At 31.2% G+C, this 23,250-nt stretch carries 20 protein-coding genes; 12 read left to right on the top strand and 8 right to left on the bottom strand.

Features of this window, described 5'->3' with window-relative positions:
* Positions 1 to 21 precede the first annotated feature (21 nt).
* A complete protein-coding gene (locus LACAL_RS04145) occupies positions 22 to 657 on the top strand; it encodes a lipoprotein signal peptidase (RefSeq protein WP_013869450.1) in 636 nt (211 codons plus the stop codon).
* A gap of 4 nt (positions 658 to 661) precedes the next feature.
* On the opposite strand, the gene LACAL_RS04140 is transcribed toward LACAL_RS04145, so the two are convergent.
* From LACAL_RS04140 to LACAL_RS04115, 7 genes are all read right to left on the bottom strand, one after another.
* Positions 662 to 1,075, bottom strand: a complete 414-nt coding sequence (locus LACAL_RS04140) for a response regulator (RefSeq protein WP_013869449.1) — start codon at positions 1,073 to 1,075, stop codon at positions 662 to 664.
* A 25-nt stretch (positions 1,076 to 1,100) separates the two neighbouring features.
* On the bottom strand, positions 1,101 to 1,730 hold the full coding sequence (locus tag LACAL_RS15535) for an ATP-binding protein (protein ID WP_237701004.1): 630 nt from the start codon (positions 1,728 to 1,730) through the stop codon (positions 1,101 to 1,103).
* A gap of 165 nt (positions 1,731 to 1,895) precedes the next feature.
* Positions 1,896 to 2,546: a hypothetical protein gene (locus LACAL_RS15530; protein WP_237701003.1), complete on the bottom strand. Its 651-nt coding sequence runs from the start codon at positions 2,544 to 2,546 to the stop codon at positions 1,896 to 1,898.
* 73 nt (positions 2,547 to 2,619) lie between these two features.
* Positions 2,620 to 3,201 (bottom strand): 5-formyltetrahydrofolate cyclo-ligase, encoded by a 582-nt coding sequence (locus LACAL_RS04130; protein WP_013869448.1) that lies wholly within the window; start codon positions 3,199 to 3,201, stop codon positions 2,620 to 2,622.
* A 7-nt stretch (positions 3,202 to 3,208) separates the two neighbouring features.
* Entirely contained in the window at positions 3,209 to 4,183 is a 975-nt protein-coding gene (locus LACAL_RS04125; RefSeq protein ID WP_013869447.1) for a succinylglutamate desuccinylase/aspartoacylase family protein, read from the bottom strand.
* Positions 4,184 to 5,059 (bottom strand): 30S ribosomal protein S6--L-glutamate ligase, encoded by an 876-nt coding sequence (rimK, locus tag LACAL_RS04120; RefSeq protein ID WP_013869446.1) that lies wholly within the window; start codon positions 5,057 to 5,059, stop codon positions 4,184 to 4,186.
* Positions 5,056 to 5,481 carry a RimK/LysX family protein gene (locus tag LACAL_RS04115; RefSeq protein ID WP_013869445.1) on the bottom strand — a complete coding sequence of 142 codons (426 nt, stop codon included), beginning with the start codon at positions 5,479 to 5,481 and terminating at the stop codon, positions 5,056 to 5,058. Before LACAL_RS04115 ends, rimK begins: the two co-directional genes overlap by 4 nt.
* A gap of 119 nt (positions 5,482 to 5,600) precedes the next feature.
* Here LACAL_RS04115 and uvrC point away from each other — a divergent pair, with 119 nt between their 5' ends.
* The 11 genes from uvrC to LACAL_RS04060 all read left to right on the top strand — a co-directional run bounded on the left by uvrC (position 5,601) and on the right by LACAL_RS04060 (position 22,071).
* Complete coding sequence (gene uvrC, locus LACAL_RS04110; protein ID WP_013869444.1) at positions 5,601 to 7,403, top strand: excinuclease ABC subunit UvrC; 1,803 nt, start codon at positions 5,601 to 5,603, stop codon at positions 7,401 to 7,403.
* A complete protein-coding gene (locus tag LACAL_RS04105; RefSeq protein WP_013869443.1) occupies positions 7,404 to 9,647 on the top strand; it encodes a patatin-like phospholipase family protein in 2,244 nt (747 codons plus the stop codon).
* A gap of 213 nt (positions 9,648 to 9,860) precedes the next feature.
* Positions 9,861 to 11,021, top strand: a complete 1,161-nt coding sequence (locus tag LACAL_RS04100; RefSeq protein WP_013869442.1) for a homogentisate 1,2-dioxygenase — start codon at positions 9,861 to 9,863, stop codon at positions 11,019 to 11,021.
* Positions 11,022 to 11,196: 175 nt separating this feature from the next.
* A complete protein-coding gene (hppD, locus tag LACAL_RS04095; protein WP_013869441.1) occupies positions 11,197 to 12,360 on the top strand; it encodes a 4-hydroxyphenylpyruvate dioxygenase in 1,164 nt (387 codons plus the stop codon).
* A 146-nt stretch (positions 12,361 to 12,506) separates the two neighbouring features.
* On the top strand, positions 12,507 to 13,289 hold the full coding sequence (locus LACAL_RS04090; protein ID WP_013869440.1) for a DUF3108 domain-containing protein: 783 nt from the start codon (positions 12,507 to 12,509) through the stop codon (positions 13,287 to 13,289).
* Positions 13,289 to 14,212 carry a tryptophan 2,3-dioxygenase family protein gene (locus tag LACAL_RS04085; RefSeq protein ID WP_013869439.1) on the top strand — a complete coding sequence of 308 codons (924 nt, stop codon included), beginning with the start codon at positions 13,289 to 13,291 and terminating at the stop codon, positions 14,210 to 14,212. The genes LACAL_RS04090 and LACAL_RS04085 overlap by 1 nt, the downstream gene beginning before the upstream one ends.
* Complete coding sequence (locus LACAL_RS04080; RefSeq protein ID WP_013869438.1) at positions 14,170 to 15,498, top strand: peptidoglycan DD-metalloendopeptidase family protein; 1,329 nt, start codon at positions 14,170 to 14,172, stop codon at positions 15,496 to 15,498. The genes LACAL_RS04085 and LACAL_RS04080 overlap by 43 nt, the downstream gene beginning before the upstream one ends.
* A complete protein-coding gene (gene pgi / locus LACAL_RS04075; protein ID WP_013869437.1) occupies positions 15,498 to 17,141 on the top strand; it encodes a glucose-6-phosphate isomerase in 1,644 nt (547 codons plus the stop codon). Before LACAL_RS04080 ends, pgi begins: the two co-directional genes overlap by 1 nt.
* Before the next feature lie 151 nt (positions 17,142 to 17,292).
* A complete protein-coding gene (locus LACAL_RS04070; protein WP_013869436.1) occupies positions 17,293 to 19,833 on the top strand; it encodes a TonB-dependent receptor domain-containing protein in 2,541 nt (846 codons plus the stop codon).
* Positions 19,834 to 19,844: 11 nt separating this feature from the next.
* Positions 19,845 to 21,533 (top strand): choice-of-anchor J domain-containing protein, encoded by a 1,689-nt coding sequence (locus LACAL_RS04065; RefSeq protein ID WP_013869435.1) that lies wholly within the window; start codon positions 19,845 to 19,847, stop codon positions 21,531 to 21,533.
* Positions 21,534 to 21,639: 106 nt separating this feature from the next.
* Entirely contained in the window at positions 21,640 to 22,071 is a 432-nt protein-coding gene (locus tag LACAL_RS04060; RefSeq protein ID WP_013869434.1) for a hypothetical protein, read from the top strand.
* A gap of 65 nt (positions 22,072 to 22,136) precedes the next feature.
* Here the strand turns inward: LACAL_RS04060 and LACAL_RS04055 are convergent, their stop codons facing one another.
* A complete protein-coding gene (locus LACAL_RS04055) occupies positions 22,137 to 23,222 on the bottom strand; it encodes an endonuclease (RefSeq protein WP_013869433.1) in 1,086 nt (361 codons plus the stop codon).
* Positions 23,223 to 23,250 lie beyond the last annotated feature (28 nt).

The following is a 23,250-nucleotide window of genomic DNA, read 5'->3' as shown; positions in this document are numbered from 1 at the left end:
ATTATAGCCTAAATATTAAACATGACTTTAAAAAAAGCCACATTATTTATTATTCTTATTTTGTTAGTAGACCAAATAAGCAAAGTGTATATAAAAACACACTTTCAATTGCATGAGTCTTTCGAGGTTTTTAGTTGGTTAAAAATTTATTTTGTAGAGAATGATGGTATGGCTTGGGGAACTAAATTAAGTGACTTTATTCCTTATATAAGCGACCGTACAGCAAAGTTAAGCCTTACAATATTTAGACTTATAGCTATATTAGGAATAGGGTATTGGTTATTAATTTCAATTAAAAAGCAAGTATCAAAAGTACTTGTTTTAGCACTTGTATTTATTTTTGCAGGTGCTATGGGTAATATAATAGACTCTGTTTTATATGGTGTTGTATTCAATGATAGCTTTAGCCAAGTAGCATCTTTTATGCCTATAGAAGGTGGTTATGATAAAGTGTTTTTTGGTAATGTTGTTGATATGTTATATTTGCCAATGTGGCAAGGTAATTTACCAGAATGGATTCCTTTTGTTGGTGGTAAAAACTTTATTTTTTTTGAACCCGTTTTTAATATTGCAGATGTAGCCATTAGTATAGGTTTTGCATTGCTAATATTTTTTAACAAAAAAGCGTTTCCTAAAACAACAATAGAAAACGCCTAGTGTATTATACTTTTGCGCTAAATATATTTTCTAACTCATCTATATTTACTGGTTTTATTAAATAATCTTTTACGCTAGATAGTGCTTTTGCTCGATTTACATCTAACGGATTTATAGAAGAACTTACAACATATAAAGTAATAGCTTTATCCAGCCTGTTTTTTATTTTTGTAAAACGTTCTAAAAATTCCCAACCATCCATTATAGGCATGTTTAGGTCTAGAAATATAATTTCTGGAATATTAGTTGGGTCTAAGTTTTGTAGCAGTGCTTCAAAGTAGTCTATACTTTGTTTACCATCACTAAAAACAATTAGATTTTCGCAAAGCTTTTTTGTTTCAATTATTTTTTTTACAAGATTTACATAAACATTATCATCATCTATAATGCAAGCTAATTCTACAACTGGAGAATTCATATTTTGAGGGATTTATTAATTAGTTTTAAAACTGAATTTTAAATGTGGTGCCTTTGTTTACTGTGCTTTCAACAGATATTTGACCATTTAGAGATTCAATTTGATTTTTTGTTATAAACAAGCCAATGCCAACCGCATCTTTATTGTAATGAAACGTTTTGTACATGCCAAATAATTTGTTGCCAAACTTATCTAAGTCTATTCCAATACCATTATCACTAACTTCTAAAAAGGTGTTATTGTCTTGACTATACGTTTTAACGTTAATTATTGGGGCTCGATCTGGATGTTTATACTTAATGGCATTAGTTATTAAATTTAGTAGAATACTTTCCATATAAGCAGGTATGTATGGAATTGAGCTTACTTGAGAAAAATCTGTAATTATAGTACTATTTGTTTCTCTAATTATTCTATTTATGGCTTTTTTTACTAAGCCAATAATGTTGTTAAACTTAACATCTACTTTATTGTCGTGGGTTTGTGTTTGTATGGTTACAACCTCGTTTAAATGTTCTATTGTAGAATTTAAACTTTCAGAAATATCTTTTATGTTGTCAATCATTTCTAGTTTTTCTTCAACTGTATCTACATTATCAATTAATTGAACAATTAATGAAAGGTTGCTTGTATGTGATCTTAAATTATGTGACACAATATGTGCAAAATTGAATAGTCTTGAATTTTGTGAGGCAATAATCTCTGAATTTTTTTGAAGCGTTTCAACCTTAGATTTTTCATCATTAATATCTTGAAATACGCCACGTACTCCAATAATTTCATTATTATCATTGTAAACAGCTTTACCAATGGCTCGTATCTATAATATCTCGCCTTTACCAGTAAACATCTTAATTTCAGAATCGAAAGGTTTACCAGATATGGCACAATTAAAAAAAATATCAGCTGCTTTTTGTACGTACTCTTTTGGGTAATATTGTGCAGATTCTTTTAAAGATGGTACATAATCCTGCGGGTAATCTAAAATATTCTTGGTTTGGTAATCCCAGTAACTTTTTTGTTTTTTAAAATCTACATACCAACTGCCGGTTGAGGTCATTTCGGCACTTTCACGATAGTAAAAAGTGTCTTTTATTAGTTTATCGTTTGTTTTAAATTTCTTTTCATTAAAGATAATTACTTTAGAGTTTACGTTACTATTAACTTGTAGATTGTCGTTGGTTAAACAAACAAATTCTTTGTAAATACCATTTTTACACTTTATGGCGATTAATTGTTTAAAATCTAAATAATGCCTAACGAGATTAAAAAAATTATCTCTAAAGTCATCACGTTGGTCTGGATGTATTAGGTTATTTAAAAAGAAATCTAGGTTAATTTCTACATCTTCAACACTATAACCAAGTTTACTTAAAAAAGCTGTAGACCAGTTACTGGTATTGTTATATAATTCCCAATAGCTAATATTACTATCTTCAATTATATTTTTTGTTAGGCCATTGTTTGTCATTTTATATAATAGCAAGATTTGGGATTGCAAACAAATATATAAAAAAACAACAATTTAACGCTTAAATACGTGTTTAATCGATTAAATGCGTGTTAAATATATGAATTTTCTTAGGTGTTATACAGTAATCCATTGCGATATCGTGAATATAGACATCTTTAATTTCTGTCTCGGGTTCAAAAAATGAAAGCCCAATTTTTATAGTATTTACAGTACAGCTTTTTAAAAAAGTATCGTAGAAGCCTTTGCCATAACCTACTCGATTACCTTTTTTATCGTATGCTAATAATGGAATAAATACAACCTGTATTTTAGAATTATCTATAGGAATCCCATCCGTAGGCTCTGGAATCCCATATTTATTAGCCTTAATTAATGTATTGTCTGTAAGCAAAAAGTTGTCCATTGTATTGTTTTTAAAATTACTTTTAGAAATAACAATGTTTTTATCTTTACCAGATAATATATTTAAAATATAGTCTGTATTAACTTCCTTTTTGTTTTCAATAGTTAAAAAAAGATGATAAAAGTTATGATTCCAAATATCTAGTTTTAATAGATTGTTAGCAATGTCCATACTTTTACTGTCGGTTTCTTCTGTACTTAATTCTTGACGAAGTTTAGTGTATTTTTCTCTTAATTGAGTTTTGGTCATAATTAACTTATTCTGCTAATTTTGTAGAGATATGAAATAAAGCATCACCTTGATATACAATTGGAGAATGGTTTACATTTATTATAAAACCATCATTACCAGCTTTTACAAAATGGTTGAATTTTCCATAAGGATCTGTTATATTCCCTATAGTATCTCCTTTTTTTACATGTGTACTAATATCTATAGAGGCTTTAAACATACCTGAATAGTTAGCGCGTATCCATCTACTTTCTGTAATAAATATACAGGCTTTTTTAGGTTCTGAAACTTTAAATTTAGATCTAAGCATCCCATAATGGTTTAAAATACGTTTGGCACCATTTACTCCGGTATTTGTAACAGAATCATCTATATGAAATGATTTACCACCTTCATATAACAAAATAGGTTTGTTCATACGGTTACAGGTGTTTCTAAAAGATTTATTTAAGTTTTTAGAATACAAAACAAACGGTGCTCCAAAAATTTCGGCAGCTATATTAAAATCTTCATTTCCACTAGCAATTCTAACTTGTGGAGCATTAAAACGTAAAGCTCCACCGGTGTGAAAATCTAAAACAAAATCAGCATGAGGTAAAATTTCACTTACAACTTGAAAAGCAACCCTACTAGCCAAAGAGCCGCTTTTGCTTCCTGGAAACACACGGTTTAAATCACGACCATCTGGAAACTCACGTTCCATATTAATAAAACCAAATACATTAAGAACAGGAATACATATTACAGTCCCTTTTTTTGGTTTATTAATCTCTTTGGCTATAATTTGTCTTACAATTTCTACGCCATTAACTTCGTCTCCATGTATGCCTGCGGTAATTAAAATTGTCGGTCCAGGTTTTTTAGAGCGTTCTATAATTACAGGAACATCTACTGGTGTTCTTGTGTGTAACTTGGCTAAATTAAAACTAACTTCTTTGCTTTCACCTAGTTTAATAACTTCGCCTAAAATATGTAAGTCATTTTCGTTTTTTGTTAGCATTTATTTTGTACTTTTTTCTATAAAAGCAATAATACTTTTAGCTATGTTTCTTCCTGTTGCACCTTCTATACCTTCTAATCCAGGAGTAGAGTTTACCTCTAACAACAATGGTCCGCGAGCAGATTGTAGCATGTCTACACCACAAACAGGTAGTTTTAATGCTTTAGATGCGTTAAGGGCAACTTTTAATTCTTCATGACTTAATTTAATAATTTGTGCAGTACCACCGCGATGTAAATTAGAGCGAAATTCACCTTCGTTACCTTGACGTTTCATGGCGCCAACAACTTGCCCATCAACTATTAAAGCTCTTAAATCTGCGCCTTTAGCTTCTTTTATAAATTCTTGTACTATAACTCTAGCTTGTAAACCGTTAAAAGCTTCTAGTACAGATTCTGCTGCACTTTTTGTTTCGGCTAAAACAACACCAAGACCTTGAGTGCCTTCTAATAGTTTAATAATTACTGGCGCGCCACCTACATGAGCAATTACTTCACGGGCATCTCTAGAATAGTTTGTAAAAACTGTTTTAGGCATACCAATACCAGCTTTACTTAAGCGTTGTAAGCTTTTTAATTTATCTCGAGAGCGTAGTATAGCATCGCTTGTAACAGTAGTAAATACATTCATCATTTCAAACTGCCTTACAACAGCACAGCCATAAAAGGTTACAGAGGCTCCAATTCTAGGGATAACAGCATCTACATAATCTAAATATCTATCTTTATAGTAAATAGACGGTTTTTCTTTTTCTATTATAATGTCGCATTTTAGCGGGTCAATAACTTCAATTTTGTGTCCGCGTTTTTCACCTTCTTCAACTAATCTGTCTGTTGAGTAAAGATTTGCATTTCTTGAAAGTATAACTATGTTCATTGTTTTGTTTGGTTATATGAAAGGTTTTGTAAATCGACATCAACAAGAAATTTTTGGTTTAAAAATTGCCTGCCAATAAGAACAGGAAAGCGCATTTCTTCTCGAGTGCTTAAAGTTAAATTAATCTTGTAGGTTTTACCAAAAAAAACAACTTCAGATTTAATTTTATATCTATTTTCTACAAAACCGTTGCTGCTTTTTACATCAGTATGTGTGTAATCTTCAAAATCTACTTGTTTGCCGCTAAAATTAGGGTGACCTTCACTGTAAAAAGTGCATTTTAAAATATTATTTTCTTCTACAATTTTTGAGCAATGTATGGCAGAGGTATAAGCACCTGTATCTATCTTGGCATCCACACCAAATAAATTTAATTTAGGAAAGTCAATTTTATCAACTCTACCAATTATTTTTTTATTCATTTTACTATTTTAATTAATGCCGAAATTAATAAATAATTAATCTAAAAATTTTATTATTTTAATGATTAAAGCACTTTCTTAATTGTAACTAACCCATTAAAATAATTACCTTTGGATAAATGCAAAATTCACCACTAGATATATTATTAAAAACACTACCTACATCTCCGGGAGTGTACCAATATTATAATGCTGAAGGTACTATTATTTATGTAGGTAAAGCAAAAAATTTAAGAAAAAGAGTAACATCGTATTTTACAAAAACCCATGATAATGGTAAAACAAGAGTTTTAGTAAAAAAAATAGCAGACATTAAACATATTGTTGTTAAAACCGAAACCGATGCCTTACTTTTAGAGAATAACTTAATAAAAAAACATAAACCAAGGTATAATGTTTTACTAAAAGACGATAAATCTTATCCTTGGATTTGTATAAAAAAAGAACGTTTCCCTAGAGTATTTCCTACGAGACGAGTAATTAAAGATGGTAGCGAATACTTTGGGCCTTACACCAGTATGAAAACAGTGAAAACACTACTGGATTTAATTAAAGGTCTTTATAAGCTAAGAACGTGTAATTATAAGTTATCTCATGAAAATATAGCTTCAGGAAAATTTAAAGTATGTCTAGAATATCATTTAGGAAATTGCAAAGGACCTTGTGAAGGCCTTGAGACCGAAGCAAGTTATCAAGAAAACATCACTGCAATTAGAGAGATATTAAAAGGGAACTTTAAAGACTCCTTAGAGCAATTTAAAGAGCAAATGCAAATTTTTGCAGAAAATATGCAGTTTGAAGACGCTCAAAAAATAAAAGAAAAAATTGAGGTTTTAGAAAACTACCAAGCAAAATCTACAATTATAAATCCAAAAATTAGTAATGTAGATGTGTTTTCTATAGTTAGTGATGAAAGCTATGGATATATAAATTTTCTTCAAATATCTTACGGTTCAATAATTCGTTCTCATACTTTAGAAATTAAAAAGAAACTTGATGAAACAGATAAAGAATTATTAGAGTTAGCTATAATTGAAATTAGAGAGCGTTTTAATTCTAAATCTAAAGAAATTTATGTGCCATTTAAAGTAAATGTTGGTCAGGACATTAAAGTTTCATTACCACAATTAGGAGATAAAAGGCGCATTTTAGACTTGTCTATTAGAAATGCAAAATATTATAGAATGGAGCGTTTTAAGCAAGTTAAAATTACAGATCCAGATCGTCATGTAAAACGTATTATGGCTCAAATGCAAAAAGATTTACGATTAAGCGAAGAGCCAAGGCATATAGAATGTTTTGATAATTCTAATATACAAGGTACAAATCCTGTTGCAGCATGTGTAGTTTTTAAAAACGGAAAACCAAGCAAAAAAGATTATCGTCACTTTAATATAAAAACAGTTGTAGGTCCAGATGATTTTGCTTCTATGGAAGAAGTTGTTTATAGAAGATATAAACGTTTATTGGAAGAAGAAGAGCCTTTACCTCAATTAATAATTATAGATGGAGGAAAAGGGCAATTATCATCTGCCTTAAAAAGTTTAGACGTTTTAGGTTTAAGAGGAAAAATAGCAATAATAGGTATCGCTAAACGTTTAGAAGAATTATTTTACCCAAACGATCCAATTCCATTATATTTAGATAAAAAAAGCGAAACATTAAAAATTATACAACAATTAAGAAATGAAGCACACCGTTTTGGGATAGAACATCATAGAAATAAAAGAAGCAAACAAGCTTTAAATACCGAAATGCAATCGATTCCTGGAATAGGAGAAAAAACAATTGTAGATTTATTAAAAGTATTTAAATCTGCAAAACGCATTGCAAATGCAAAATTAGACGAGCTAGAAAATGTAGTTGGTGTCTCTAGAGCAGAAAAAATATATAATTATTTTCATAAAAACGACATAGATTAAATGAAAAGATATATTATCGTAATATTACTATTATTAGCTTTTAAAGCTAATTTGTCTGCTCAAAACAGTGAAGCTAAAGAGCCTAAAGTAGGGCTGGTTTTAAGTGGTGGTGGAGCAAAGGGACTTGCACACATTGGAGCATTAAAAGTAATAGACAGTTTAGGAATTAGAGTAGACTATGTTGCAGGAACTAGCATGGGAGCTATTGTAGGTTCTCTATATGCCTCAGGATATTCTGGTAAACAACTAGATTCAATATTTAGATCTGTAGATTTCGATAAAATTATTAACGATAATATACCTAGAGCAGCAAAAACATTTTATGAAAGAGAAAATAACGAAAAATATGCTGTTATTTTACCATTTAATGATTTTGAAATTAAATTACCTTCAGCCTTATCGCGTGGGCAAAACACATTTAATCTTTTGTCTAAGCTAACAATGCATGTAAATGATATAGAGGATTTTAGTAAACTCCCAATTCCTTTTTTCTGTATAGCTACAAATATAGAAAATGGCCAACCAGTAATATTAGATAAAGGTAATTTACCACAAGCTATTAAAGCTAGTGGAGCATTTCCATCGTTATTTCAACCAGTATTAATAGGTGATAAGCTTTTAATAGATGGTGGTGTTACAAACAACTATCCAATAGACGAGTTAAGAGCGAAAGGAATGGATGTTATAATAGGAGTAGATGTTCAAGATGGGTTAGCTAATAGAACTGATTTGTCTTCGGCACCAGAAATTTTATTTCAAATAAATAATTTTCGTACAATAAACGATATGAAAGTTAAAGCGCCAAAAACAGATATTTATATAAAACCAGATATTTCTAAATTTACGGTTGTTTCCTTTGATGATGGACCACAAATAATTAAAAACGGTATTAGTGCAGCTAAATTAAAACTGTCACAATTACAAAAATTAGCAGATAATCAAATTAAAAAACCAATAGAAATAACAAACCATCGGGCGCCAGATAGTTTACAAATTCTAGATATAAATATTAAAGGACTAGAAAACTACACAAGATCTTACGTAATAGGGAAACTAAAATTAAGGCCAGACCAAAAAGTAAGCTATGGCAAGTTTATAAGTGGTACCAATAATTTAGTGGCTACAAATAACTTTGATAGTTTTACATACAAACTGGCATCTACAACTAAAAATGGAGTAGAAGGTTATAACTTAAATACAGAAGTTTTTGAAACAGAAAAAACAACAACATTAAAATTTGGTTTACATTATGATGGGCTGTACAAAAGTGCATTATTAGCAAACCTTACAAGAAAACAACTGCTTTTTAAAAGTGATGTATTATCTCTAGATTTAATAGCAGGAGATAATGTAAGGTATAATTTTGAATATTATGTAGATAAAGGTATATACTGGAGTTTTGGAGTTAAATCTAGATATAATGAATTTAATAAAAGTGTATTAGCATCTGCATTTTTAACACCAACGCAGTTATCTGCTGTTGGAGTAAATAAATTAGGACTTAAATTAACAGATTTAACCAATAGAGTATTTGTACAAACACAATATAAAAACGATTTAGCGCTTACTCTAGGACTTGAGCACAAGCATTATAAAATTACAACCGAAACTGTTTTATCTTCAGCAAACCAAACCGAAACAACTTTTGATAATAGTGATTACCTTTCTGGATATGCTAATTTCAAGTACGATTCATTCGATAATAAATACTATCCTAACGAAGGACTTTATTTTAATGGCGATTTTAATTTCTACTTCTATTCTTCAGATTTTAATAATAACTTTTCAGAATTTTCAATTGTAAAAGCAGACTTGGGTTATGCATATAGTTTTTCTTCAAAATTTTCGGTAAATATATTAGCAGAAGCAGGAGCAAAATTAAACGCAAAAAATAACCCATATCTTAATTTTACACTTGGTGGTTATGCAAACAATTTTATAAATAACTTTAAATCATTTTATGGTTACGATTATTTATCAATTCAATCTAATAGTGTTTTAAAAGGCACAATAAATTTAGATTACGAGATATTTAAAAAGCAACATATTTTGGCTGCAGCAAATTTTGCCAATGCAAAAAATAATTTATTTAGTACTGTAGACTGGTTTTCTTTACCAGATTATTCGGGCTATGCTTTAGGTTATGGTATAGAAACTTTTTTAGGTCCCTTAGAAGGTAGGTTTTCATACTCACCAGAATCTAGAGAAAGTTTTTGGTTTTTTAATTTAGGCTTTTGGTTCTAGGCTTTTTTAAAATTAAAAAAACATACATTTTATTAAATGCATAATATTCACGATATTTGTTTTTGTATGGAATCACATTGGCAAGACTTACTAACCTTCTTAAAATTTCTTATAAAAAGAAATCCTGAGTGATTTGCCTGTTCCCTATTTCGCATTTAGTAAAGTAAAAGTGCTGCTTTCTACTTTAATTTTTAATTCATAAAAACTAAAAAAATGCCATTCTATCATAAATTAGGAAACATCCCACATAAAAGACACACACAATTTAGAAAAAAAGATGGGTCTTTATATTACGAGCAACTTTTTGGCACCATAGGTTTCGACGGTATGAGTACAAACTCCTATCACGAACAAAGACCAACACAAGTAAAAGAAATAAAAGGACAATACAGTGTTGCACCAAAAATTGCCAAAAAAAACCACATACAATCCTATCGTTTTAGAGGGTTTCAAGTAAAACCAGAAAACGATTATTTAAAAAGCCGCAAAGCCGTTTTAACAAATAGCGATTGTACAATTATACTATCTGCACCAAAACAATCTACAACAGATTATTTTTATAAAAACTCAGATGCAGACGAGATGATTTTCATCCATAAAGGCTCAGGAAAATTACGTACACACCTAGGTAACTTAGACTTTAAATACGGCGACTATTTAATAATACCAAGAGGTGTAATTTACAAAATAGACTTCGATACAGAAGATAATAGACTATTTATAGTCGAGTCTCGCAGGCCAATTTACACACCAAAACGTTACCGTAATTGGTTTGGACAATTATTAGAACATTCGCCATATTGCGAGCGCGATTTACGCAGACCTTACGAGTTAGAAACCAATAACGAATCTGGAGACTTTTTAATGAAAGTTAAAAAACAAGACGAAATTTTCGATATGGTTTACGCATCACATCCATTCGATGTTGTAGGTTACGACGGTTATAATTATCCATACGCATTTTCAATTCACGATTTCGAGCCAATTACTGGTCGCGTACACCAACCGCCACCAGTACATCAAACCTTCGAGACAGACGCCTTCGTTATTTGTAGTTTCGTACCACGTTTGTACGACTATCATCCGCAAAGCATACCAGCACCATACAACCACAGTAACATAGACAGTGACGAAGTGTTGTATTACGTAGATGGCGATTTTATGAGCCGTAACGATATAGATCAAGGTCACATTTCGCTGCATCCAGCAGGAATACCACATGGTCCACATCCAGGAACAACCGAAAAAAGTATAGGCAAAATCAAAACCGAAGAACTCGCAGTAATGGTAGACACCTTTAAACCATTAATGGTAACAGAAGAAGCTATGAAAATAGCAGACGAAGATTATTACAAATCTTGGTTAGAACATTAAAATAATTAGAAGCTATTTCCTGCTTTCCGCTATATCTTTTTTTAAGAAAAATAAAAAAAGGATGCCGCATCAATCAGGGCTAAAATATTAGCTAAGTAATAGTAAAATCAAAAAGTACACGCTCAATCAATAAAATTGAGTACTTCTTAAAACAAGAAGAAAAAATATAAACATCATGAGTAAAAAAGAAATAGAATCAGTAAACTACGGTTTAGAAAAAATATTCGAAGGCGCACAAGATTTCCTTCCACTTTTAGGAACAGACTACGTAGAGTTTTATGTAGGTAATGCCAAACAAGCAGCACACTTTTACAAAACAGCATTCGGTTTTCAATCGCACGCATACAAAGGCTTAGAAACAGGCTCAACAGACTCTGTAAGTTACGTCTTAACACAAGACAAAATTAAGTTAATGCTAACAACACCATTAAACAGTAAATCACCAATAAACGACCATATTGTAAAACATGGCGATGGTGTTAAAATAGTAGCACTATGGGTTGAAGATGCAAGAAAAGCTTACGAAGAAACAACTTCAAGAGGAGCAAAATCTTATATGGAGCCAACAGTAGAAAAAGACGAGCATGGCGAAGTAGTAAGAGCAGGAATTTACACCTATGGCGAAACAGTACACATGTTTGTAGAACGTAAAAATTATAACGGTGCATTTTTACCAGGATTCCAAAAATGGGAGTCAGATTATAATCCACCAACAGCAGGCTTAAAATACATAGATCACATGGTTGGTAATGTAGGCTGGAACCAAATGGATGTATGGGTAAAATGGTATGAAGACGTTATGGGTTTTGAAAACTTTTTATCTTTTGACGATAAGCAAATACATACAGAATACTCAGCATTAATGAGTAAAGTAATGTCTAACGGGAACGGAAGAATAAAATTCCCAATCAACGAACCAGCCGAAGGTAAAAAACGCTCACAAATAGAAGAATACTTAGATTTTTACGAAGGCGCAGGAGTACAACACATAGCAGTAGCCACAGACGATATTTTAAAAACAGTATCGCAATTACGTGCAAATGGTGTGGAGTTTTTATCAACACCACCAGACGAATATTATAAATCTGTACCTGGCCGTTTAGAAGAATTTAGCCATGAGTTAAAAGAAGATATCGAAAAACTAAAAGGTTTAGGTATCATGATAGATGCCGATGAAGAAGGTTACTTACTTCAAATTTTTACAAAACCAGTAGAAGATAGGCCAACACTCTTTTTCGAAATCATTCAACGTATGGGAGCAAAAGGTTTTGGAGCAGGAAATTTTAAAGCTTTGTTCGAGTCTATAGAAAGAGAACAAGCAAAACGCGGAACACTATAAAAGCTATAGTTTAAATAACAAATAAAAAACATCACTAATGCTTTAGTGGTGTTTTTTTATTTATATTTTTGGAATAGTAATTGTAACCTAACCTTGTAGAGCAATAAATAAATAGCTTCTAAGTTGTTTATAATAAGACAAAAACTATGAAAAAATTTACATTTATATTACTAGCAATACTCATATATAATTTGGGTTTTTCTCAAGAAAGCTCATTTAAAAGTGGTGAGTGGTTTAAGTTTAAAATGAGTTACAGTGGTTTTTTAAAAGCCGGTAACGCAACACTCTCTGTAAAAGAAAAAACGCTAGATGGAAAACCGGTATATCATGTAGTTGGTAAAGGTTGGACAACAGGAGCAATTAAATGGTTTTTTAAAGTAGAAGATCAATACGAAAGCTATTTCGATAAAAGCACAATACTACCTTATAAATTTATTAGAAAAATAGACGAAGGAGGTCACACAAAAGATATAGAGATAAAATTTAATCAAGAAGAGAAGAAAGCCTTTATTCACAATAAAAAATACAATACTAAAAAAACAATTGAGACCAAAACAAATGTACAAGACATGGTTTCAACGTTTTATTATTTAAGAGATAATATAGACGTGTCAGCTTTAAAAATAGGAGACGAAGTCTCTTTAGATATGTTTTTTGATGAAGAAAGCTATGGTTTCAAATTAAAATATTTAGGAGAAGAAACTATAAAAATGAATAACGGAAATAAAGTAGAGTCATTAATATTTAGACCATATGTGATGGCAGGACGAGTATTTAAAGAAGAAGAAAGTTTAACGCTATGGGTAACTAAAGATAAAAATAAATTACCTTTACGTATAAAAGCAGATTTAGCGGTAGGTTCTTTAAGAGCAGACTTAGTGGCTTGGAAAGGATTAAAACATCCATTCAAAATTATTGTAGAAAACTAATGAGTATAGACCAAAATACAACCGATCAATTAATAGATAAATATAAAAACTTAGGTCAAAATGTAAACACGCATCTTGATGGTTTGCTACATAGTAAACCAATAGATTATTGGGATTATATACAAACCGATGCATTGTTAAACCTTCAGGTGCAACGTACAACATTGCCAGATGAAATGGTATTTTTAATGTATCATCAAGTCAATGAGTTATTATTTAAAATGATTCTTTGGGAAATAGACCAAGTCGCAAAAAAAGAAAATATTACCGCAGCATTTTTCGAAACAAAAATCATGCGTATAAGTCGCTATTTCGATGTGTTAACATCATCTTTTACAGTAATGAAAGATGGTATGGATGTAGAGCAGTATAATAAATTTAGAAACACACTAACACCAGCAAGCGGTTTTCAAAGTGCGCAATACCGAAAAATAGAATTTGCCTCAACAGAGCTAATAAATTTAATAGATAACCGTTTTAGAGAAACAATAGATCGTAATACGTCTTTTGAACATGCTTTTGAGCATTTATATTGGCAAGCAGCAGGAAAAGACTATAAAACAGGAAAAAAATCTTATACATTAACAGTTTTCGAAGAGAAATACAAAGACGAATTTATTAGATTTGCAGAGTTCTATAATACACATAATTTGTGGACCATTTTTAAAGGGTTACCACAAGAAGTTAAAGAAGATCAAGATTTAATTAAAGCCATGCGCCATTATGATTACACAGTAAACATAACATGGGTAATGGCACATTATAACACCGCAAACCACTATTTAAACATTGGTGGAAAAACAGCAGAAGCAACAGGAGGAAGCGAATGGGTAAAATACATGCATCCAAAATATCAAAGACGAATATTTTTTCCAGACCTATGGAGTACACAAGAACTGGAAGATTGGGGAAAAAACTTATAATAGTATTTCTACTTTTTATAACTATAAATAGTTGTAAAGAAGATGAAGAAAACAAACAAGATTTAGAAGTTGTATCTGTAATTGAACCCGAAGAATTATATGAGTTTGGGTTTAATTTAAAAGACTTTGTTGTAAAAAGAGATACCATTAAAAGAGGAGATACGTTTGGTGTAATCTTAGAGCGTAATAATATAAGTTACCCAAAAATTTTTGAAATAGCAGAAGCATCAAAAGATAGCTTTGATGTAAGAAAACTTCAGGTAGGGAAGCCATATACCATATTATGTGCTAACGATTCGTTACAGACACCTAAATGCTTTATATATCAACCAACAAAAGAACGTTATGCTGTTGTAGATTTTCAAGACTCTATTAAAGCTTATACAAGTACGAAACCAATTAAGTACGTTGAAAAAACAGTTTCAGGCGTTATAAATTCAAACATATCTAACGCACTAGACGAGCAAGGCAAACCCTTTATGTTAGCTTTGAGAATGAGTGATATTTATGCGTGGACAATAGATTTTTCAAGACTTCAAAAAAACGATAAATTTAAAGTTGTTTATACAGAAAAGTATATAGACGACTCTATTTATGCAGGAATACATGAAATAAAAGCAGCATACTTTGAACATAACAAAGAGCCTTTTTATGCTTTCGAATTTGAAACAGATACCGTTTTAGGTATTAGAGATTATTTTAGTGAAGAAGCAAAAAATTTACGTCGCGCATTTTTAAAATCTCCAGTTAGTTTTAGTCGCATTTCATCTAGATATAATTTAAAAAGACGTATTGCTTTATATGGAAATCGTGTAAGACCACATAAAGGTACAGATTTTGCGGCAAAAGTAGGAACTCCAATTATGTCTACAGCAAACGGAACCGTTATAGAGTCTGCAAGACGTGGCGGTAATGGTAATTATGTAAAAGTAAAACATAATGCAACATATACTACACAATACTTACATATGTCTAAACGTAAAGCCAAAGTTGGAGACTTTGTAAAACAAGGCGAAGTAATAGGCTATGTTGGCATGACGGGTAATACCTCAGGACCTCACGTTTGTTATCGTTTTTGGAAAAATGGAAAACAAGTAGACCCATTTAAACAAAAATTACCAGAAGCAAAACCAATTTCAGACAGCTTAAAAACTGAGTTTTTAGAATATATAAAACCTTTAAAACTTCAATTAGATAATATAGATTATCCAATAGAACCTGTTGATGAAATAGAAATGGATAGTTTATTAATATCTCAAGATAACCTAATAACTCAAATAAAATAATGGCCTTACCATCTATTAATCCAACCACAACAAAAGCATGGAAAGCATTGCAAAATCATTTTGAATCTGTAAAAGATTTAAAAATGAAAGATTTGTTTGAAAAAAATGAAGATAGAGCTAACAATTTGTCTTTAAATTGGGAAGATTTTTATGTGGATTTTTCTAAAAATAGAATTACAGAAAAAACACTAAGCCTATTATTAGATTTAGCAAAAGAAGTAAAACTTAAAGAAGCAATATCTGCATATTTTGAAGGAGAAGTAATAAACAAAACCGAGAAAAGAGCTGTTTTACATACAGCGCTTCGCGGAAAGAAATTAGATACAGTCCTTGTAGAAGGTAAAAATGTAATGCCAGAAGTATTTGAAGTAAAAGCTAAAATTGAAAAATTTAGTAATCAAATAATTAATGGCGAATTAAAAGGTTATACAGGTAAAGCTTTTAAAACAATTGTAAACATTGGGATTGGCGGTAGTGATTTAGGTCCTGCAATGGTTGTAGATGCTTTACAATATTATAAAAACCATTTAGCAACCCACTTTGTAAGTAATGTAGATGGAGATCATGTTAATGAAGTGCTTAAAAAATTAGATCCAGAAACAACATTGTTTGTAATTGTATCTAAAACATTCACAACACAAGAAACACTATCTAATGCAACAACAATTAAAAATTGGTTTTTAAAACACACTAATAACAAAGATGTAGCCAAACACTTTGTTGCAGTTTCTACAAATATTGAAAAAGTAAAACAGTTTGGTATAGATGAAAACAATGTATTTCCAATGTGGAATTGGGTTGGCGGTCGTTTTTCTTTATGGAGTGCAGTAGGTTTAACTATTAGTTTAGCTGTTGGTTATAATAATTTTAATCAACTATTAGAAGGTGCAAATAAAATGGATATTCATTTTAAAAATGAAGCCTTCGAGACAAATATACCTGTAGTTTTATCAATGCTAACAATTTGGTATAATAACTTTTTTAATGCAGAAAGTGAAGCTGTAATAGCTTATTCACAATATCTTAATCAATTTGCAACATATTTGCAGCAAGGTATTATGGAAAGCAATGGAAAAAGCATTGATAGAAATGGAAAAAGAGTAAATTACCAAACGGGTACATTAATTTGGGGAGAACCTGGTACAAATTCTCAACATGCTTTTTTTCAATTAATTCATCAAGGAACAAAATTAATTCCTGCAGATTTTATTGGTTTTGCGCAAAGCCTTCACGGCAATCAAGACCATCAAAATAAACTAATAGCAAATTATATTGCTCAAACCGAAGCATTATTAAACGGTAAAACAAAAGCAGAAGTACTTCAAGAGTTAGAAAACTCAAACTTATCACAAGAAGAAATTCAGGAGCTATTACCTTATAAGGTATTTAAAGGCAATAAACCAACTAATTCTATATTTATTAAAAAGCTTACACCAGAAAGCTTAGGTAAACTTATAGCTTTGTATGAGCATAAAATACTAGTACAAGGTATAATATGGAATATTTATAGCTACGACCAATTTGGAGTAGAGCTAGGTAAACAATTAGCAAGTAATATCCTAGGAGATATAAAGACAGGGAGTTATAAAAACCATGACAACTCAACTCAAAACCTTTTAAATTTCTTTAAAAAATTTAATTAGTACATATAAACTTACAATTTTTTATGTAAAAATCCTTGTAAGTTAAACAGATGTTAAAAAAACTTCATCAAACGTTAACATTGAGTTAATATACCACCCGCATATATGCGTAATTTTGTCAAAAATTAAACAAACAATTCAATTCAACAAAATGAAGAACAATTTTAAATTTTTGTTTTTTGCAGTAACATTATTATGTTCAGCAATTACATTGGCTCAAAGTGTGGTAACAGGTACTGTACTAGATCCAGAAACTAATGCACCAATGCCAGGTGTAAATGTTATCGAAGTAGGAACTAGCAATGGTATTTCTACAGATTTTGATGGAAATTTTAACTTAACAACTAAGTCAAGCGATACTAAATTATCTATCTCTTTTGTAGGTTACTTATCACAAGAATTTGAAATCTCTGGAGATACAAATTTAGGTGAAATAACTTTAGCTCCAAGTGAGTTTGGTTTAGATGAGGTTAATATTATTGCTTCTGTAGCTGTAGACAGAAAAACACCTGTAGCAGTATCTACAATTAGAGCAAACGAAATTTCTCTAAAGTTAGGTACTCAGGAATTTCCAGAAGTTTTAAAGTCAACACCAGGAGTTTATGCTACTAAAGCAGGTGGTGGATATGGAGATGGACGTATTAATTTACGTGGTTTCGACTCAGAAAATGTTGCGGTAATGATTAATGGTGTGCCAGTTAACGATATGGAAAATGGTAGAGTGTACTGGTCTAACTGGGCAGGATTAGGAGATGTAACAAGTTCTATGCAAGTGCAAAGAGGTCTTGGAGCTTCTAAAGTAGCTGTTCCATCTGTAGGAGGTACAATTAATATCATTTCTAAAACTACAGATGTAGAAGAAGGTGGTAATGTTTATGCAACTTTAGGAAACGATGGTTACGAAAAATATGGAGTAACTTACTCAACAGGCTTAATGGATAATGGTTTTGCAGCAACAGTTTCAGCAGCAAAAACAGACGGTGACGGTTATGTAGATGGTACAGAGTTTAGTGCTGTATCTTACTTTTTAAACTTATCTAAACAATTAGGTGAAGACCACAAATTATCGTTTACAGCTTTTGGTGCTAAGCAACGTCACGGTCAGAGACAAACTAGTCACACTATAGATACTTACAGAGATAGTGAAAGTGGAATTAAATTCAATTCAGACTGGGGTTACAAAAATGGACAAGTTACTCATGCAGAAGATAACTTTTACCACAAACCACAAATCTCATTAAATCACTATTGGGATATTTCAGACAAAACATCTTTATCAACAGCAGCCTACGTTTCGTTTGGTTCTGGTGGTGGTGGTGGAACTGGAGGAGACGGTACTAAATTCGCTCTTTCAAACTCAGACTATAGAATTGGAGAATTAGGTACAATTGATTTTGATAGAATTGTTGCAGAAAATGAAGCTGCAGGAGTAAATGGTTCAGAATCTTTTTTAAGAGCTTCAAGGAACGACCATAACTGGTTTGGTGTATTATCTACATTAAAAACAGACCTTACAGATGAAATTGTATTATTAGGAGGTTTAGATTATAGAAACTATAAAGGTATTCACTTTACAGAAGTTACAGATTTATTAGGAGGTCAATATGCATTAGATAACAGTAATGTTAATAACCCAAATAACCAAGCACAAGTTGGTGATAAAATCTTTTATGATAACGATGGTAAAGTAAACTGGTTTGGAGCATTTGCTCAAGCAGAATATTCAAAAGATAAATTATCAGCGTTTGTATCTTTATCAGCTTCAAACACTGCTTATAAAAGAGTAGATCGTTTCTTATATTTAGATACCGATCCATTACAAGAAACAGATGCTTATAACTTTTTTGGATATGGAGCAAAAGGTGGTGTTAATTATAATATTAACGAAAATCATAATGTTTTTGTAAATTTAGGGTATTTTGAAAAAGCACCATATTTTAACTCTGTATTCGCTAGTAGAAACAATGTAGATGTTAATGAAGATGCAGAAAATCAAAAAATTACTAGTTTTGAATTAGGTTACGGTTTTAGAGGTGAGAAATTATCTGCTAATATTAATGTATACCACACTAAATGGAATGATAGAACAGAAGTTGCTAGTTTCCAATTACAAGATGGTACAAGAGCATTTGCTAATATTTTAGGTGTAAACGCTTTACATAAAGGTGTTGAGGTAGATTTAAAATATAAAGCTACAGATAATTTAACTATTACAGGTATGGCATCTCTTGGAGATTGGAGATGGGATAACAATATAGAAGGAGTAGAAATTCTTGATGAGACAAATACAGTTGTTCAAACTGTAGATATTATTATAGAAGATCTACATGTAGGTGATGCAGCCCAAACAACATTAGCTTTAGGTACAAATTATAAATTAACACCTGAAACTACATTTACAATAGATTACAACTATTTTGATGACTTATACGCTCAATTTGATCCTAGTGATAGAGGAGAAGCAGGTCCAGATGCATGGAAAGTACCAGCTTATGGTATTTTTGACACAGCGATAAGACATGGTTTTTCTTTTGGAAGCTTTGATGCTACTATAACAGGAAGAATTAATAATGTATTTGATACAGAATATATTGCTGATGCTCAAGATGGTGGTGATTCTACTTTTAGAACAGCAAGAGTATATTACGGTTTCGGAAGAACATTTAGTGTTGGAATGAAACTTAATTTTTAAAAAAAAAGAAAATGAAAAAAGTAATTTATTTATTAGTACTTGCGGCAGCAATCTTTACAGGTTGTGAGCCACTAGAAGACATCAATAATGAAATTGATGCAATGCCAGGAGAGCCTAACGTAGGTGAATTTGTTTATACACTAACAGAAGATGATTATGATGCTTTCGATTTAGGTTTTGGTAGTTTTGATTCAGAAGATCAAGCTAAAGATTCAATTCCAAACTTATTAGCAGATTTATACCCATTATATGGTCAAGGATCTTCAGTTTTAGTAAACTACAATTTATACATTGGTAGTGCAGAAGGTGTAAGCGATTATACAAATGCAGATATCTATAGTTTAACAAATTCAGATTATGCATCTGCAGGAAGTGACGCTTTTGGTTTTTATCCAGATGTTAATGCAACTCCAGAAATTCAAGATATATTATTAACGCAAATTGCTGCGCCAACGGAAGGACAAATTGTTTTAGCAAAATACAAGCAATATACAGAAACTCCAGAAGTAGGTTTAGCAAATATTATAGAGTATAACTTTGCAGGAAGCTTAGAAGGATGGACATCTGTTGAAGAGTCTGGAGTAGATGCTGTTTGGACTTCAGAAACTGGGTATGTACAAGGTAATGGATATTTTGGAGACCAATTTTCTAATGTAGAATGGTTAGTTTCTCCAACAGTAGACTTAGCTGGAGAAGACAACTTAAAGTTTCAAATAACTCAAGAATTAGACTTTGCTGGAGATACATCTTTAATTAAAATTTTAGTTTCTACAGATTATACTGGAGATGTAGCAACTGCTACCTGGGATGAAATCACTTTAGCTAACCCAGCAACAGGAAATATGGCTTCGTCTGAAGATTATGACTTTTCAGCTTACGACGGACAAGAAATTAATATTGCTTTTAAGTACACTTCTATAGGAGACGATCCTGCAACTCCAGACGATGAAGGTGACGCTGGACGTTGGAGAATTCAAGATTTAGCAATTAAAACACTTGGAGCTACAGGAGATACAAACTCTAAAGGAGAGTATTTTATGTATACAGCTGGTAACTGGGAAGCAGTAGAAGATATTTACTACTTAAGTTCTGCAGATTTTGATTCTATGGGAACAGGATCTGGACAACCAGGTCAATACGATAACTTTAGTACCTCTGTTTCACCAAACAACTACTTACCAACATTCTTAGAGTTAAACTTCCCTTACGGTCAAGAAGAAGAAGAGTTATTTGTAATCTACGATTACTACTCTAGTTCTACAGGAGCGCAAATAAGAGGTAACCTTTACACATATACAAATGGTATGTGGAATGCTCATGAGTCTACAATCGAAACTTCTTTAAAATTTGGTTTTGACAATGGAGTTTGGGTACCAGATAATACTATTAGATTAACTTTGGGTGCTGCCGAATTTGGTTACATTGAAAGTGCTTTTGGAACTGTTTCAGGTTTTGAAGATCCAGTTTCTAGTATGGTTCAATATTCTAACTTCGATAGACGCCCATCAGAACCAGCATATTGGAGTAATGAAATGTTATTAACTGTTTTTGCAGATTTACTTTCAAATGAATTAGCGCCAAATGCTGAAAACGAGCAAAAGTATGTTTTAAAGTATGCTATTTACGATGGTGCAAGTGGAGAAGAAGAAATGTCTCTAATTAAATTAGACGGAGAATGGGTATTAAATACTGAAGAGTAAATAAATCCCTAATCTATTATATATTAAAAACCGCTTCTTATATAGAAGCGGTTTTTTTATGCGCAATAATTATTACATTTGCCAAACAACAATTAAAATATAAACTATGCTGTCAACAGTTAAATTCTTACACTCTTACTGGGCTTATTTAGTCTTTGTAATGATGATTATAGCAACCGCAAATGCCTTAATAAAACATTTTGGTAAAAAAGAGTATGAAGCTAAAGATTTTAGAATCGCTTTATTCACTCTAATAGTATCTCATATTCAGTTATTAATAGGTATTGTGCTTTGGTTTGTGTCAGATTATTTTGGAGAAAATACAGTAAAAGAAGTTATGGGAAATTCTGCCTTACGTTCTAACGCAGTAGAACACCCATTAACTATGTTAATTGCTGTAGCATTAATTACTATAGGTTATTCTAAACATAAAAAGAAGCTAACTTCAGCAGGAAAACTTAAGCCTTTAGCTATATTTTATACAATAGCACTAATTTTGGTAATTATAAAGCTGCCATGGCAACAGTGGTTTAGCTAAACGTTAATCAAAAAAAAGAGCGATTTCTTAATTAGAAATCGCTCTTTTTTTTAAATATTCTTTTTTTAATTTACTTCTTTAATTAAGTAAATATAAACAGGAAAGTGGTCACTAAAACCATCTGTAAATCCACCATCGGCGAAACTTCTTAAAGGATATCCTTTATAACGACCTCTCTTATTAGTTAGGTAGTTTTTATTATAAATACCAGCTTTATAATACCTAAAAGAAGAGAAATCTTCTTCAATTAAAGGCTTTGTAACCATAATTTGATCAAATAAACTCCAAGCATCTCTATAAGCTGTAGTGCCTAAACCTTGTTTTTTAAACATATTAATGTATGGATTGTAAATACCCTTTACTTTAACATCTTTCTTTTTTCTTTTAGCTTTTAAAACATCTTTTACACTAGCATTTGTTGGGTCATCGTTTAAGTCACCCATAGTAATAATTTTAGCGTAAGGATCTATAGATTGTAAAGAGTCTATAATACGTTTGTTAAGTTTAGCAGCACCAATTCTTTTACTTCTACTTCTTGCTTCACCACCACTTCTAGAAGGCCAGTGATTAACAATTATATGTACTAAGTCACCTTCTAATTCTCCACTAACTAATAATTGATCTCTTGTATAAACACGTTTTCTAGTTTGATCGTCATAAATTTTTAAAGTATGAGAGCTCTTAGATATAGGTTGAAATAAATCTTTTTGGTACATTAAACCAACATCAATACCACGTCTATCTGGAGATTCAAAATGTACAATGCCATAATCTTTAGCTAAAAGTAAAGGGTCATTAGCAACATCTTCAATAACTTTAATGTTTTCAACCTCGCAAATACCTAAAAGAGCAGGCGCATTTCCAGTTGTTTCTGTACCAATATCTGCAATAACTCTTGCCATATTATGTACTTTTCTTTTGTAAATGTTCTCTCTATCTGCTTTAATTTCCATCATTGGGCTAGCTTCATCATTTTTCTCAGGGTCATTTTCTGTGTCAAATAAGTTTTCTAGATTATAAAAAGCAACAGTGTGAATTTTATAAGTTTTTTCCTCTTGTGCATTAACACTAATAAAAGGAGTTAAAAAAGCGATTAAAAAAAGTAATCTTAAATTATTCATTTGGTGTAATGTTATGTTTATGTTATTCATTTATACAAAATGCTTGCCAAAGGTAAAT

It is taken from the genome of Lacinutrix sp. 5H-3-7-4, assembly GCF_000211855.2.
Lineage (GTDB): Bacteria > Bacteroidota > Bacteroidia > Flavobacteriales > Flavobacteriaceae > Lacinutrix.
The sequence above is the reverse complement of the archived record's forward strand: the minus strand, read 5'-3'. Positions and strand labels throughout refer to the sequence as shown.

What these genes read in the sequence shown, in the direction of transcription:
- LACAL_RS04145 (WP_013869450.1), top strand. Translation starts at nt 22, where the DNA reads ATGACTTTAAAAAAAGCCACATTATTTATTATTCTTATTTTGTTAGTA.
- LACAL_RS04140 (WP_013869449.1), bottom strand. Translation starts at nt 1,075, where the DNA reads ATGAATTCTCCAGTTGTAGAATTAGCTTGCATTATAGATGATGATAAT.
- LACAL_RS15530 (WP_237701003.1), bottom strand. Translation starts at nt 2,546, where the DNA reads ATGACAAACAATGGCCTAACAAAAAATATAATTGAAGATAGTAATATT.
- LACAL_RS04130 (WP_013869448.1), bottom strand. Translation starts at nt 3,201, where the DNA reads ATGACCAAAACTCAATTAAGAGAAAAATACACTAAACTTCGTCAAGAA.
- LACAL_RS04125 (WP_013869447.1), bottom strand. Translation starts at nt 4,183, where the DNA reads ATGCTAACAAAAAACGAAAATGACTTACATATTTTAGGCGAAGTTATT.
- rimK (WP_013869446.1), bottom strand. Translation starts at nt 5,059, where the DNA reads ATGAACATAGTTATACTTTCAAGAAATGCAAATCTTTACTCAACAGAC.
- LACAL_RS04115 (WP_013869445.1), bottom strand. Translation starts at nt 5,481, where the DNA reads ATGAATAAAAAAATAATTGGTAGAGTTGATAAAATTGACTTTCCTAAA.
- uvrC (WP_013869444.1), top strand. Translation starts at nt 5,601, where the DNA reads ATGCAAAATTCACCACTAGATATATTATTAAAAACACTACCTACATCT.
- LACAL_RS04105 (WP_013869443.1), top strand. Translation starts at nt 7,404, where the DNA reads ATGAAAAGATATATTATCGTAATATTACTATTATTAGCTTTTAAAGCT.
- LACAL_RS04100 (WP_013869442.1), top strand. Translation starts at nt 9,861, where the DNA reads ATGCCATTCTATCATAAATTAGGAAACATCCCACATAAAAGACACACA.
- hppD (WP_013869441.1), top strand. Translation starts at nt 11,197, where the DNA reads ATGAGTAAAAAAGAAATAGAATCAGTAAACTACGGTTTAGAAAAAATA.
- LACAL_RS04090 (WP_013869440.1), top strand. Translation starts at nt 12,507, where the DNA reads ATGAAAAAATTTACATTTATATTACTAGCAATACTCATATATAATTTG.
- LACAL_RS04085 (WP_013869439.1), top strand. Translation starts at nt 13,289, where the DNA reads ATGAGTATAGACCAAAATACAACCGATCAATTAATAGATAAATATAAA.
- LACAL_RS04080 (WP_013869438.1), top strand. Translation starts at nt 14,170, where the DNA reads ATGGAGTACACAAGAACTGGAAGATTGGGGAAAAAACTTATAATAGTA.
- pgi (WP_013869437.1), top strand. Translation starts at nt 15,498, where the DNA reads ATGGCCTTACCATCTATTAATCCAACCACAACAAAAGCATGGAAAGCA.
- LACAL_RS04070 (WP_013869436.1), top strand. Translation starts at nt 17,293, where the DNA reads ATGAAGAACAATTTTAAATTTTTGTTTTTTGCAGTAACATTATTATGT.
- LACAL_RS04065 (WP_013869435.1), top strand. Translation starts at nt 19,845, where the DNA reads ATGAAAAAAGTAATTTATTTATTAGTACTTGCGGCAGCAATCTTTACA.
- LACAL_RS04060 (WP_013869434.1), top strand. Translation starts at nt 21,640, where the DNA reads ATGCTGTCAACAGTTAAATTCTTACACTCTTACTGGGCTTATTTAGTC.
- LACAL_RS04055 (WP_013869433.1), bottom strand. Translation starts at nt 23,222, where the DNA reads ATGAATAACATAAACATAACATTACACCAAATGAATAATTTAAGATTA.